Below are 13,624 nucleotides of genomic sequence, written 5' to 3'. Positions count from 1 at the left end.
CGTCCGATGGCAGCCAGCCTCCGCTCCCTGTTGGCGATCGGCCGCGCCCTGGCCGCGGCGGCGCTGCTGGCCTTGCTGGCGGGCTGCGCGGGTGCGCCGCCGGTACCCGGGCGCGACGCGACGTTTTCGCTGCCCCGCCGGCTCCATGTCGAGCAGGCGGCCGCCGGCCAGCCGTCCCTGGACACGCTGCTGGTGGTGCAGCGCGAAGGCCCGGCCCTGCGCTGGTCGCTGTTCGACCCCATGGGCGTGCCCCAGGCCAGGCAGATGCTTCAGGACGGCCGATGGCGCAATGACGGATTCGTCAGGCCGAACAGCCAGGCCCGCGACCTGTTCGCCGCCCTGATATTCGCCTGGACGCCGGAGGCGGAGCTGGACGCCGCCTATGGCGCGGGCAACTGGCGCGCGCGCGCCCAGGAAGACGGCGCGGCGGAGCGCGAACTGCGGCAGCATGGCCGCCCGCGCTGGACCGTGCGATGGCCGCAAGCCGCGCAAGCCGACACGTTCACCGTCGTCGATGCCGACGGCATTACCTGGCGGATTTCGCCATTGAAGGAACAGCCATGAACACCTGGTTGGGCATGCCCGGCGTCGTGTGCGCGCTGGGCTCGGGCATGGACGCCGTGGCGCAAGCGGCGTTTGCCGGCGACACCTCCGGCATGCGCGCGCGGACCGGCTGGGTCCAGGGCCGCACGCTGACGCTGGGCGGCCATGCCGGAACGCTGCCTCCCATTGGCGAAGCCCTGCCCGCGCACCACCGCAGCCGCAACAATCAATTGCTGCTGGCCGCGGCGCTGCAGATCGAACCGCAATTGCGCGGCGCCGTGGCGCGGCATGGCCCCGGCCGCGTTGCCGTCGTGCTGGGCACCAGCACCTCCGGCGTAAACGACAACGCCCCCGCCTTCCGCCAACTGGCGGCGCAAGGCGCCTGGCCTGAAGACTACGACTATCGCCGCCAGGCCCTCTCGTCTCCCTCGGCGTTCTTCGCGGACTGGCTGGGAACGCGCGGCCCGGCCTATACCCTGTCCACGGCCTGCACTTCCAGCGCCCGCGCGCTGCTGTCCGCGCACCGCCTGCTCGAGCTGGGCCTGTGCGACGCGGTGGTCTGCGGCGGCGCGGACACGCTCTGCCGGCTCACCATCAATGGCTTCGCCACGCTGGACGCCCTGGACGACGCGCTCTGCCTGCCGTTCTCGGCCAACCGCCGCGGCATCAATATCGGAGAGGCCGGCGTCCTGTTCCTGATGGAGCGCGAACGAGCCGACGCCCGCTCCGTGGCGTTTCTCGGCGGCGGCGCCAGTTCCGACGCCTGGCACATGTCGGCGCCCGAGCCGACCGGAGCCGGCGCGCGCCAGGCCATGCTCGCCGCCATGGAATCGGCCGGCATCGAGGCCGGCCAGATCGGCTGGGTCAACCTGCACGGCACGGGCACGCCGCACAACGACGCCATGGAAAGCCACGCGATGCACGCCGTCTTCCCGCAGGGCGTGCCCTGCTCCTCGACCAAGGCGCTCACCGGCCACGCGCTGGGCGCCGCCGGCGCGCTGGAAGCGGCGCTGGCATGGGCGACCCTGTCCTCCGGCAATGCCGGCGGGCGGTTGATGCCCCATGTCTGGGACGGTGTGCCCGATCCGGCGCTTCCGGCGCTGGAATTCAGCACGGCGGCCCACCGCTACGCGCAGGGCCGACCGCGCGTGGCGATGAGCAACTCCTTTGCATTCGGCGGCAACAATGTCAGCCTGCTCTTCGGAGCGCAGCCATGATCCCGTGGTCCATCGCCAGCCTGCTGCCGCACGCCGGCGACATGATCCTGCTCGACCAGGTCCGCAGCTATGATGCGGACAGCCTCTGCGCGCTGGCCGTCGTCAGGCCCGGCCCCTACTCCCTGCCCGACGGCTCGCTGCCGCCCTGGCTGGGCATGGAACTCATGGCCCAGGCCGTGGGCGCCTGGGCCGGCTGCCAGGCCCGCCAGGCGGGCGAACCCGTCAAACTGGGCTTCCTCCTTGGCACGAGACGCTACGAAAGCCACGCCGACGCGATCCCTGCCGGCGCCCGCCTCACCATCCACGTGCGCCGGGGGCTGGTCGACGTCAGCGGCATGAGCGTCTTCGAATGCGAATTGCACGATGAAGCCCGCCTGCTGGCCCAGGCCAGGCTGAATGTCTACCAGCCCAAGGACCCCGCCGCTTTTATCCAGGAAGAGTCACCCGAATGAGCGCTGCCCCCATCCTCGTAACCGGTTCGAGCCGCGGCATCGGCCGCGCGATCGCGCTGGCCCTGGCCGACGCCGGCCATGATCTGGTGCTGCACTGCCGCCAGCAACGCGGCCAGGCCGAAGCCGTGCAAGCCGAAATACAGGCGCGAGGCCGGCAGGCGCGCGTGCTGCAATTCGACGTGGCGGACCGCCAGCAATGCGCGGCCGCGCTGCAGGCCGACATCGACGGGCACGGCGCCTATTACGGCGTGGTCCTCAATGCCGGCCTGACGCGGGACGGCGCGTTCCCCGCCTTGAGCGGCGATGACTGGGACGCAGTGCTGCGCACCAACCTGGACGGCTTCTACAACGTGCTCAGCCCGCTGGCCATGCCCATGATCCGCCGCCGCGCGCCGGGCCGCGTGGTCTGCATGGCGTCGGTGTCCGGCCTGGTGGGCAACCGCGGCCAGGTCAACTACAGCGCGTCCAAGGCCGGCCTCATCGGGGCCGCCAAGGCGCTGGCCGTGGAACTGGCCAAGCGCCAGATCACCGTGAACTGCGTGGCGCCCGGGCTGATCGATACCGACATGATCGACGAGCACGTGCCGGTCGAGGAAATCCTGAAGGCCGTGCCCGCGCAACGCATGGGGCGGCCCGAGGAAGTGGCCGCCGCGGTCGTCTTCCTGATGTCCGCGGGCGCGGCCTACATCACGCGCCAGGTCATTGCCGTCAACGGAGGGCTGTGCTGATGAAACGGGTCGTGATCACCGGCATGGCCGGCATCAGCGCGCTCGGGTCCGACTGGACCAGCGTGCGGCAGGCGTTCGAGGCGGGCCGAAGCGCCATCCGGATCATGCCGGACTGGTCGCGCTACGCGGAACTGAACACCCGCCTGGCCGGCCCCATCGAGGACTTCCAGGTGCCCTCGCACTGGACCCGCAAGCAACTGCGCAGCATGGGGCGCGTGTCCCAGTTGGCGGTGCGGGCCGCGGAACTGGCGCTGGCCGACGCCGCGCTGCTGAGCGATCCCGCCATCGCCGATGGCCGCATGGGCGTGGCCTGCGGCTCTTCGGTGGGCAGCACGGCGGAAATCCGCGCGTTCGGCAACATGCTGCTCAACGGCGTCACCGACGACCTGAACGCCAACTCCTACGTCCGCATGATGCCCCATACCACCGCGGCCAATGTGGGCATCTTCTTTGAACTGAAGGGCCGCATCATCCCGACCTCCAGCGCCTGCACCTCGGGCAGCCAGGGCATCGGCTACGCCTACGAGGCGATCCGGTACGGACGCCAGGACCTGATGCTGGCGGGCGGTTCGGAGGAACTCTGCGCGAGCGAAGCCCTGGTGTTCGACGCGCTCTACGCGACCAGCCAGAAGAACGACACGCCCGAACTCACTCCGCGCCCCTACGACCGCGACCGCGACGGCCTGGTGATCGGCGAAGGCGGAGGCATGCTGGTCCTGGAATCGCTGGACCACGCGCTGGCGCGCGGCGCGCGCATCCACGCCGAAGTCGTGGGATTCGGCAGCAATTCGGACGGCACGCACATCACGCGCCCGGAGGCGAAGACCATGCGCATCGCGATGGAGATGGCGCTGGCGGACGCCGGCGTGCCGCCCGAGGCCATCGGCTACGTGAACGGCCACGGCACCGCCACCGAACAGGGCGACATCGCCGAAACGCAAGCGACCCACGGCCTGTTCGGCAACCGCATGCCGATCAGCTCGCAGAAAAGCTATCTGGGCCACACGCTGGGCGCTTGCGGCGTGCTGGAGTCGTGGTTCAGCATCGAAATGCTCAACGGCGACTGGTACGCTCCGACGCTGAATCTGCGCAATGTCGACCCCCGCTGCGGTGAGCTCGACTACCTCAGCGAAGGCCGCCGCATGAACAACGAATACGTCATGAACAACAACTTCGCCTTCGGCGGGATCAACACGTCGCTGATTTTCCGCCGCTGGCGCTGAGTTGCCCCATGCCGCCGCTTTTTTCCCGTTTCACAATTGGAATCCCCGCCATGAACATGTCTAACAAGCTGTTTGGAACCCTGGCTCTGTCGCTCGTCTGCTCCACGCAAGCCGTCGCGGCGGACCGCACTGTCCACCTGCCGCTGAAGCCGGCGATCGAAGCCGCGCAGGCGGCCGGAAAAATCGACGGCAGCGTCAGTTTCTACCTGGCGGGCACCGGGCCCAGGGGGAAGGTGCTGGAAGCGAACGTCGTCACCAACCGCAAGACCAATGCGTTCGCGAAGAAAGACGAAGAGGCTTGCCTGTGGGTCGCCCAATCCGCCGTCATTGCGCTGCACGAAGCGGCGAAAAAGGCGGGCGCGAACGCGGTCACCAACATCGTTAGCTACTATCGCAAGAACGAATACAGCAGCAAGACGGATTACGAGTGCCATGCCGGCGCCATGGTCGCGGGCGTGGCGCTGCGCGGCGATCTCGCCAAGGTAAAGTAGAGACGGGTCCGACCGCTCCGCCGAACACCCGGCGGCGAACCGCAGGCCGCCGGTTTACACTGTTTCTTTGCCGCAACACCACAAAGGTTCACCCATGAGCACAGCTACGCTCAAGACCCGCCTCTCCGATTCCGTCAAGGAAGCGATGCGCGCCAAGGCCGCCGAGCGCCTGGCCACGCTGCGTTTCCTCCTGGCCGCCGTCAAGCAGAAGGAAGTGGACGAACGCCGCGACCTGACCGACGCCGAGATCACCTCCATCATCGAAAAGCAGGTCAAGCAACGCCGCGAATCCATCGCCGCGTTCGAACAGGCCGGCCGCACGGAAACCGCCGAGCAGGAAAAGGGCGAACTGGCCGTGCTGCAGGAATTCCTGCCCCAGGCCGCCACGCCCGAGGAAGTCTCCGCCGCCATCGACGCCGCGCTGGCCGACGTGGCCGCGCAAGGCGTGACGGGCGCGCCCGCCATGGGCAAGGTCATGGCCCTGCTCAAGCAGTCCCTGGCCGGCCGCGCCGACATGACCGCGCTGTCGCAGCAAGTGAAGGCCCGCCTGGCCTGATCTCCGGGCGGCCCGCCGCGCGCGGGCGCGCCCTCAGAACGCGCCGCCGAACAGGTCCGGCTGGCGCGACAGCTCCGCCGGATCGGCGAAATTGCTCATTCCCACCCCCGCCAGCCGGTAAAGCGTCGCCGGCGGCAGTTCCACGCGTTCGCACAGCAGCTTCGCCGCCGCGGCAAGCTCGGCCGCGGAGCCCGGCGGGTTCAGGCTGGTCTGGCTGCGCGTCAGGATGCGGAAGCGGTCGGTCTTCAGCTTGAGCACCACGGTGCGGCCCAGCGCGCCCTTCTTCAGCGCTTGGTCCCACACTTTCTGCGCCATGCGGTCGATGGCCTCGCCCAGCGCGTCCAGGCGGACGTCCTGCGAGAACGTGGTTTCGGCCGACACCTGCTGCAAGGGCGCGTCGGTCTGCACCTCGCGTTCGTCGATGCCGCGCGCCAATTCGTACAGGCGCCGGCCGTAGCGGCCGAAATGATGTTCGAGTTCCTGGGCGCTGTGCGTCGCCAGGTCGCCCACCGTATGGATGCCCAATTGCTCCAGCCGCGCCTGGGTGACCTTGCCCACGCCCGGCACCTTGCGCACCGGCAGGGGCTCCAGGAAGGCCAGCACCTTGCCGGGCCGGACCACGAACAGGCCGTCCGGCTTGTTCCAGTCCGAGGCGATCTTGGCCAGGAATTTGTTGGGCGCCACGCCGGCCGAGGCGGTCAGGCCGGTTTCCTCGCGAATCTGGTGACGGATGACCTGGGCCACCTCGGTGGCCGAAGGCAGCCCGCATTTGTTGACGGTGACGTCCAGGTAGGCCTCGTCCAGCGACAGGGGTTCGATCAGGTCGGTATGCCTGGCGAATATCTGCCGGACCTGGCGCGAGACCTCGCGGTAGCGGTTGAAATCGGGCGGCACGTAGACGGCGTGCGGACAGAGCCGTTCCGCCCGCGCCGCGGACATGGCCGAATGGATGCCGAAGCGCCGCGCCTCGTACGAGGCGGCGCAGACGACCGAGCGCGGGCCGGTCCAGGCCACCACCACCGGCTGGCCGCGCAGGTCCGGGTTGTCGCGCTGCTCCACGGACGCATAGAACGCGTCCATGTCCACATGCACGATCTTGCGCGCCTCAGACACCCTGAAACCCCGTGGCAAAAACATATATTATGACCGGCGACAACCCGCTATCCCTTTCCGTCCATAACGGTTCCATGACTGCATCCGCAACTGCCCAGACCGATTACTTCGGCCTCGCCATTCCTTTCATGAATTTCCTCGGCCTGGTGCCCGAGCACATCGAGCAGGGCTACGCCCGCACCACCCTGCCCTGGCGGCAGGACCTGACCAACAGCCGCGGCGACGTGCACGGCGGCACGCTGATGAGCGTGCTGGACTTCACGCTCAGCGCCGCCGCCCGCGGCTCGGCCGACGGCCTGGAAGGCATGGCCACCATCGACATGAACACCTCGTTCCTGTCGCCCGGCACGGGCGACCTGACCATAGAGGGGCGCTGCCTGCGCCGCGGCGCCTCCATTGCCTTCTGCGAGGGCGACGTCCGGCGCGCCGACGGCGAACTGGTCGCGCGCGCCACCGCCACGTTCAAGATCATCCGCCGCCGCCCGGGCGGCGATTGACGCCTTTGGCTCAGTCCTTCAGGTCGCGCGAGGGCTTGACCTTGGGGCGCGGATCCAGCGGCATGTAGCTGCTGCACGACACCAGGCTGTAATAGACGGCATCCTGCATGGCGCGCATCGCCGCGGCGTCCCAGGTGCCCTTGCCCCACATGGCGATGCGCACGTCGGTGCTCTTGGCGCCGGCGGCCTTCAGTTCGACCCGCGACATTTCATTGTCGGTGTAGGGCGCCAGCACCCGCACCACGCCGGACTGCGCGCTTTCGTTCAGGTCGGCCACCACGCGGTAGGCGTTGTCCGTGCTGCGCAGGCAATCCCGGGATTGCCGGATCGCCGTCGCGTAGGCGTCCTTGAAGGCCACCGGCGCCTTGAACTCGCTGTGCGGGGACGAGCCGTTCTGCGAAATGCCCATCGAGCATCCCGCGAGGCCCAGGGCCAGCGCCGATGCCGCGACCAGATTCCTGTACATGTGTATCTCCAAATCAGTGCCCGCGATTATCCCGCATATCGGCCCGGCACGCGTGCCCGCCGGGAGCCGGGCCGGGGCGGGGACCTCGCGCGCCGGCGGTTCGACACCGCCCGCGCCGCTATGGCATTATCGGTGGACCAGCCGGCAGCCGGCCCTGCCCGCGGCCGCAGCAACCTCGGAGGTTCCCCTTGTTCTCATTCCTGAAGCGCACCGTCCTGGCCGCCGGCATCGTCAGCGCATCGCTGGGCGCCAGCGCCGCGCAACCGCCCCGCGCCTACCCCCTGAAGGATTTCTTCCGCAATCCGGAACGCGGTTTTTTCCGGCTGGCCGATGACGGCAGGACGCTGGGCTTCATGCAGCCCACCAGCGTGGACGGCAACCCCGCCCGCATGAACATCTATGTGCAGCCCCTGCAAGGCAGCACGCCGGTGGGAGACCCCCGCCAACTGACCAGCGAAACCGCGCGCGACATCAGCAATTTCTTCTGGAAAGGCGCCGACGTGGTGCTCTACCAGAAGGACTTCGGCGGCGACGAGAACTTCCACGTGCTGGCCGTCAACGCCAAGACCGGCAAGATCACCGACCTGACGCCCTACGAGGGCGTGCGCGCCGGGATCGAGGACGACCTCGAAGACGACCCCGACCACGTCCTGATCAGCCACAACCAGCGCGACCCGGAGGTCTTCGACGTCTACCGCGTCAACGTCCACACCGGCGCGGCGGTGCTGGTGGCGCAGAATCCCGGCAATATCGTCGGCTGGCAGACCGACCACGCCGGCAAGGTGCGCGCGGCGGTCGCCAGCGACGGGCTGAACACCACCCTGCTCTACCGCGACGACGAAGCCTCCGAGTTCCGTCCGCTGATCACCACCGATTACCGGACCAGCGTGAGCCCGGCGTTCTTCACCTTCGACGACAAGAAGTTCTACGCCCTGTCCAACCGCGGCCGCGACAAGCTGGCGCTGGTGGTCATCGACCCGGCCGCGCCCGACGTGGAAGAAACCATCTTCACCCCCGACACGGTGGACCTGGACGCCGCGGCCTATTCGCGCAAGCGCCGCGTGCTGACGCTGGCCGCCTACCAGACCGACAAGCCGCAATACCGTTTTTTCGACGCCGAGACCGAGACGCTGTTCAAGAAGCTGTCGGCCAGGCTGGAAGGCTACGAATTCGCCATCCAGGGCTCCAACCGCGACGAAAACAAGTTCATCGTCGCCGCCTACAACGACCGCACTCCCGGTTCGCGCTACATCTACGACGCCGCCTCCGACACGCTGACCAAGCTGGCCGACATCAACCCGGCCATCCCCGAAGCGGACATGTCCCGCGTGCAGCCCATCAGCTACCAGACGCGCGACGGCCTGACCGTCCACGGCTACCTGACGCTGCCCGCCGGGCGCGCCCCCACGAACCTGCCTTGCATCGTGAACCCGCATGGCGGCCCGTGGGCGCGCGACGGCTGGGGCTACAACCCCGAGGTGCAATTCCTGGCCAACCGCGGTTTCTGCGTGCTGCAGATGAATTTCCGCGGTTCCACCGGCTATGGGCGCGCCTTCTGGGAAGCCAGCTTCGGCCAATGGGGCCTGAAGATGCAGGACGACATCACGGACGGCGTCCAATGGCTGGTGGGGCAAGGCATCGCCGATCCCAAGCGCATCGGCATCTACGGCGCCAGCTACGGCGGCTACGCCACGCTGGCCGGCGTCGCGTTCACGCCGGACCTCTACGCGGCCGCGGTCGATTACGTGGGCGTGTCCAATCTGTTCACGTTCATGAAGTCGATTCCGCCGTACTGGAAGCCCATGCTGGCCAAGATGCAGGACATGGTGGGCGACCCCGAGCGCGACCGCGAACGCCTCGCCGCGACCTCGCCCGCCCTGCACGCCGACAGGATCAAGACGCCGCTGTTCGTGGCGCAGGGCGCCAAGGATCCGCGCGTGAACAAGGACGAGAGCGACCAGATGGTCAAGGCGCTCCGCGCGCGCGGCGTCGAGGTCGAATACATGGTCAAGGACAACGAGGGCCACGGCTTCCACAACGACGAGAACAAGTTCGAGTTCTACGAGGCCATGGAAAAGTTCCTGAAGGAACACCTCAAGCCGTAGACTCCGCGCCCTCGTGGGCGGCCGGCGCCGCGTCCGCCGGGCGGCCCGGGGCGCGCCCGGGCCAAGCCATCTCCACCCGGTCGCGGCCCTGCTGCTTCGCGCGGTAGAGCGCGGCGTCGGCGCGGGCTAGGATGCCGTCGGCGGTGTCGCCCGGCAGGTACACGGCCAGGCCGCCGCTGGTCGTCATCGGGACTTCCGCCCCTTGCAGGTAGAGGGGCGCGTCGCGCAGGACGTCGCACACCCGCTGCGCCTGCACCAGCGCGCGGGCCGAGTCGCAGTCATACATCAGCAGCACGAATTCCTCGCCGCCCAGCCTGCCGAAGCGGTCGCTGCTCCGGACGGCCCGCTGGACGACCTGCGCGTAGTGGCGCAGCGCGGTATCGCCTCCCGCGTGCCCGTAGCGGTCGTTGATGGATTTGAAATGGTCGATGTCCAGCACCAGCACGGCCAGCTTTCCGCCGACGCGCTTGCAGCGCCGCAGCTCGCGGCCGAGTTCGTCCAGGATGCTGCGCCGCGAATAGGCCCGCGTCAGGCTGTCGAAAGTCAGCGCGGCCTGCATCTGCTCGGACTGGCTGGTCTGGACCAACAGCAGCAGCGCCAGGAACAGCGCCGGCACGGTGACCACTCCGCAGACGATGAAGAACAGGGCCCAGGGCGACGGATCCAGCAACGACACGGGCATCTGCCCGCCAATGGTATAGACCGCCACGCGCAGCGCATGCAGCCCCGCCAGCCCGAAGATCGCCAGCATCAGGTACAGCATCACGCCGCGGGTCTTGAGCCGCTTGCGCTGCTGGAAAATCACCCGCCCCGTCGCCAGGGCGCCCGTACAGGTATAGACGGAGAACAGCAGTATGCGTCCGCGCAGGTCGTCTCCGCCGTACAGCAGCAACGCGAACGCCAGGATGCAAAGCGCGCCCAGGCCGGCCGTGCGCAGGACTTGTGGACGCAGGCCGAAAAACAGCCGCACGCCGACGTAGACCAGGCTCAGCGCGCAGACCCATGCCGCGTTCGACACGATCACGTAGACGCCCGGCGGAAGGATCCGCGAGGACGCATACGCCAGCAAGGACAGGACGGCCAGCGCGTTGGCGGCCGTGAACGCCTTGATGCCCCCCACGTTGCTGGCGTGGAAGGGCACGAACAATGGCAATGCCAATCCCGTGGCCAGGCCCCACATCAGGAAGAATAAGGAAGTCGTCATGGTTCTTGCCGGCTCGCGCTTTCGCGGCGTCCGCCGTCGCTCGGAATTGCCGTTGCCCAGGGTCCGCACCGCGGAACGCGTTACACCTCAGCATTTTTGATGCTTTTTGTTACTTGTGCGGCAAAGGGGCACGCTTGTGCATGGGCCCGCAGCCGCCGTGTCCGCGCCAAGACGGACGCGGTACGAGCGATGAAGAATACGTCAAGGTCGACCCGCGCGCCCCTCTCTTTGCAGTAATTGACAGTTAACTTCTTCGAAAACCCCTAAAGTCCGTCCTGTTGACGACGCCGCGAGAGCGCCGCAACCACGCCCTGCGGGCGTGGCGCGTACTAGCCATGCACTCCCATTGCGCGAGTGCGAAGGTCCCCGAAGCGGGCGCCGCGCAACCAAAACCCATGTTTCCATCTCCGTCGCCGGCGCCTTGCGCCTGCGAGGCGTCCGGCCGTCGCGCCGGCCGCGCGCGCATCCGGCGGAGATCGCGAACGCCCTTAGTTGCAACTGCGGAAGTACTACAGATGCCATGCAAAGGAAGACCCACGGGGAAAGCCGCCGACCAGCCGCCATCTCCCTGCATTGCCGCGGCGGGCTTGAGCCTGTTTGCCGCCTGCGCCGCCCTGGCGCCTGCCCTGGCCCTGGCCAGCCCCGGCAATGACGATTACGACAGCCTGATCGCCCGCGCCCGCGCCGGCGAATACGAACCCGCGCTGGCCATGCTGCGCCAGCAAGGTCCGGCGGCCGCCGGCCGGCGGGCCATCCTCGACCGCATCGTCATCGCCGGCTGGGCCGGCAGGCCGGCCGAAGCGGCCGCCGCCTACGAAACGCTGCCGGCCGGCGCCACCCCGCCCGCCGACGTCCAGCTCGCCGCGGCGCGCGCCTACCGCGACCTGCGGCGCTGGCCCGAGGCGCTGGCCGCCTACCGGGCGGGCCTGCGCCGGCATCCCCGGCTGGCGGCGTTCCAGGCCGGCGAAATCATGACGCTGGCCGACGCCGGCCAGGCGCAAACCGCGCTTGCGGCGGGCGAGCGCTGGGTCGGACGCCAGCCCCGGGACGCCGATGCGCGCCTGGCGCTCGCCTACGTCCACGCCCGCCAGGGCCGCCCGTTCGACGCCCTGCGCCAGACCGACCAGGCCCTGGCCATCGCCCCCGGCGCGCCTTACGTCCAGCGCGAGTATGTCCACGCGTTGCAGCGCGCCCGCATGCCGGCCGAGGCGCTGGCGCGGGCCCGCGAACATCCCGGCCTGCTCGACGCCGCGCAGATGCGGCGCCTGGAAGCCGACGCCGTGGCCCAGCAAGTGCGCCTGGCCTCCATGCCCACGCGCGGCGAGGCCGGACGCTTCACCATCGCCGACCGCGCGCTGGCCCGCTACGACGAACTGATTCCCGCCTGGCGCGAAGCGGGCGAAGCCGCCCGCGGCGACGTGCTGCGCGCGCGCATCGACCGGCTCCACGCCCTGCATGCCCGCGTGCGCATGGCGGACCTCGTGCGCGAATACGAGGCGCTGCGGGCGGAAGGGGCGGAGGTGCCGCGCTACGCCCTGAACGACGTCGCGTCGGCCTACCTGTACCTGCGCGAGCCCGAGAAGGCCCGCGACATCTACCGGCAGGTCGCCGCCGGCGGCGCCACGCGCGACGACGACGCCGAGGACCGCCTGAACAACGAAACCGGCCTGTACTACTCCCTGGCCGAAGCCGAAACGTTCGAGGAAGCCTCGGAAACCCTGGACGCCATGCGGGACGGCTATCCGGCCTGGGTCTACGCCAAGGGCCAGCCCAGCCGCATCCCGAACGACCTGCACCTGGAACGCCTGCAGACCGACGCCGCGGCCAGCCTGATGGCGGACGACACCGAGGCCGCCCAGCGCGGCCTGGAAGACATGGTGCGCGAGGCGCCCAACAACTCCACCCTGCTCGCCCAGTTGGCGGCGACGTACCGGGCGCGCTCGCTGCCGCGCGCGTCGGAACGCACGCTGAAAATGGCGGAGACGCTGACGCCCCGCAACCTGGGCGTGGAGAACGGCCAGGGCTTCGGCGCGCTGGAACTGCAGGAATGGCGCCAGGCCGAGGCCCTGAGCCAGGACACCCTCGCGCGCGCCCCCGAAGACCTGGTGTCGCGCCGGCTCGCCCGGCAATGGGAGGTGCACAACAAGGCCGAACTCCAGATCAACGGCTATCGCGGACTGGCATCGGACAGCCCGGTTTCCGGCAGCGGCGACTTCGGCATCGACGCGGTGCTGTACTCCCGGCCGCTGGATTACAACTGGCGCGTGTTCGGCGGAGGCGGATACGCGGCCGGCGACTTCGAAGAAGGCCGCGGCACCTACCGCTGGGTCCGCACCGGCGTGCAATGGCGCGGCCGCGACCTGACGGTCGAGGGCGAGGTCTCCACCCATGACTACGGCCATGGGGTCAAGCCGGGCTTGCGCCTGACCGCCGCCTATGACGTGGACGACCACTGGCAGGTGGGCGGCTCGGCCGAACTGATGTCGCGCGAAACGCCGCTGCGCGCCCTGGCCAGCGGGGTCACGTCCAACAGCCTGTCGGGATACGTGCGCTGGCTCGCCAACGAGCGCCGCGAATGGACGCTGTCGCTATCGCCTTCGCATTTCAGCGACGGCAACGACCGCTGGTCGCTCGGCCTGAACGGACGCGAGCGCGTCTACACCGCGCCGCACCTGAAAGCCGACCTGGAATTCGACATCTCCACGCAGCGCAACAGCGGCGGCAGCGACGTGCCCTATTTCAATCCGCGCTCCGACCTGATGCTGCTGCCCGGACTGCGGCTGACGCACACGCTGTACCGCCGCTACGAAACCGCCTGGGAACAGATCGGCACCGTCGGCGCCGGCGCGTACGCCCAGCAGGGCTACGGTACCGGCGGCGTGATCGCGCTGGGCTACGGCCAGCGCTACCGCGCCAATGACGTGCTCGACATGGGCGCGATGATCACCGGCATCAGCCGCCCGTACGACGGCGACCGCGAGCGCGAACTGCGCATCGTCTTCGACCTCGCCTACCGCTTCTGAGACCGC

Annotated in this window: 13 protein-coding genes; 10 read left to right on the top strand and 3 right to left on the bottom strand. The window is 69.1% G+C overall.

Annotation, left to right across the window (positions count from 1 at the left end; translation table 11 throughout):
• Positions 1 to 6 precede the first annotated feature (6 nt).
• The 7 genes from WHX56_RS16005 to WHX56_RS15975 all read left to right on the top strand — a co-directional run bounded on the left by WHX56_RS16005 (position 7) and on the right by WHX56_RS15975 (position 5,210).
• Entirely contained in the window at positions 7 to 564 is a 558-nt protein-coding gene (locus WHX56_RS16005; RefSeq protein WP_338878342.1) for a hypothetical protein, read from the top strand.
• On the top strand, positions 561 to 1,760 hold the full coding sequence (locus WHX56_RS16000; protein ID WP_338878341.1) for a beta-ketoacyl-ACP synthase: 1,200 nt from the start codon (positions 561 to 563) through the stop codon (positions 1,758 to 1,760). The genes WHX56_RS16005 and WHX56_RS16000 overlap by 4 nt, the downstream gene beginning before the upstream one ends.
• Complete coding sequence (locus WHX56_RS15995; protein ID WP_129244367.1) at positions 1,757 to 2,212, top strand: hotdog family protein; 456 nt, start codon at positions 1,757 to 1,759, stop codon at positions 2,210 to 2,212. Before WHX56_RS16000 ends, WHX56_RS15995 begins: the two co-directional genes overlap by 4 nt.
• Positions 2,209 to 2,940, top strand: coding sequence for a 3-oxoacyl-ACP reductase FabG (gene fabG / locus WHX56_RS15990; RefSeq protein ID WP_129244365.1), 732 nt, complete (start codon positions 2,209 to 2,211; stop codon positions 2,938 to 2,940). Before WHX56_RS15995 ends, fabG begins: the two co-directional genes overlap by 4 nt.
• Positions 2,940 to 4,163 carry a beta-ketoacyl-ACP synthase gene (locus WHX56_RS15985; RefSeq protein WP_338878340.1) on the top strand — a complete coding sequence of 408 codons (1,224 nt, stop codon included), beginning with the start codon at positions 2,940 to 2,942 and terminating at the stop codon, positions 4,161 to 4,163. Before fabG ends, WHX56_RS15985 begins: the two co-directional genes overlap by 1 nt.
• A gap of 50 nt (positions 4,164 to 4,213) precedes the next feature.
• Entirely contained in the window at positions 4,214 to 4,654 is a 441-nt protein-coding gene (locus tag WHX56_RS15980) for an excinuclease (RefSeq protein WP_338878339.1), read from the top strand.
• 94 nt (positions 4,655 to 4,748) lie between these two features.
• Positions 4,749 to 5,210, top strand: coding sequence for a GatB/YqeY domain-containing protein (locus WHX56_RS15975; protein ID WP_129244361.1), 462 nt, complete (start codon positions 4,749 to 4,751; stop codon positions 5,208 to 5,210).
• Between the two features lie 33 nt (positions 5,211 to 5,243).
• Here the strand turns inward: WHX56_RS15975 and dinB are convergent, their stop codons facing one another.
• Positions 5,244 to 6,347, bottom strand: coding sequence for a DNA polymerase IV (gene dinB, locus WHX56_RS15970; protein ID WP_422393596.1), 1,104 nt, complete (start codon positions 6,345 to 6,347; stop codon positions 5,244 to 5,246).
• 50 nt (positions 6,348 to 6,397) lie between these two features.
• Here dinB and WHX56_RS15965 point away from each other — a divergent pair, with 50 nt between their 5' ends.
• Positions 6,398 to 6,820 (top strand): PaaI family thioesterase, encoded by a 423-nt coding sequence (locus WHX56_RS15965; protein WP_338878338.1) that lies wholly within the window; start codon positions 6,398 to 6,400, stop codon positions 6,818 to 6,820.
• 10 nt (positions 6,821 to 6,830) lie between these two features.
• Here the strand turns inward: WHX56_RS15965 and WHX56_RS15960 are convergent, their stop codons facing one another.
• Positions 6,831 to 7,286 carry a BPTD_2524 family lipoprotein gene (locus tag WHX56_RS15960; protein WP_338878337.1) on the bottom strand — a complete coding sequence of 152 codons (456 nt, stop codon included), beginning with the start codon at positions 7,284 to 7,286 and terminating at the stop codon, positions 6,831 to 6,833.
• Positions 7,287 to 7,474: 188 nt separating this feature from the next.
• On the opposite strand from WHX56_RS15960, the gene WHX56_RS15955 reads away from it, so the two are divergent.
• Positions 7,475 to 9,391, top strand: a complete 1,917-nt coding sequence (locus tag WHX56_RS15955) for a S9 family peptidase (protein WP_287752313.1) — start codon at positions 7,475 to 7,477, stop codon at positions 9,389 to 9,391.
• On the opposite strand, the gene WHX56_RS15950 is transcribed toward WHX56_RS15955, so the two are convergent.
• Positions 9,381 to 10,595: a GGDEF domain-containing protein gene (locus tag WHX56_RS15950; protein WP_338878336.1), complete on the bottom strand. Its 1,215-nt coding sequence runs from the start codon at positions 10,593 to 10,595 to the stop codon at positions 9,381 to 9,383. The genes WHX56_RS15955 and WHX56_RS15950 overlap by 11 nt on opposite strands.
• A gap of 587 nt (positions 10,596 to 11,182) precedes the next feature.
• Here WHX56_RS15950 and pgaA point away from each other — a divergent pair.
• Positions 11,183 to 13,618 carry a poly-beta-1,6 N-acetyl-D-glucosamine export porin PgaA gene (gene pgaA / locus WHX56_RS15945; RefSeq protein ID WP_338878335.1) on the top strand — a complete coding sequence of 812 codons (2,436 nt, stop codon included), beginning with the start codon at positions 11,183 to 11,185 and terminating at the stop codon, positions 13,616 to 13,618.
• Positions 13,619 to 13,624: the final 6 nt, after the last annotated feature.

The organism is Achromobacter veterisilvae (assembly GCF_037619525.1).
Lineage (GTDB): Bacteria > Pseudomonadota > Gammaproteobacteria > Burkholderiales > Burkholderiaceae_B > Achromobacter > Achromobacter veterisilvae.
The sequence above is the reverse complement of the archived record's forward strand: the minus strand, read 5'-3'. Positions and strand labels throughout refer to the sequence as shown.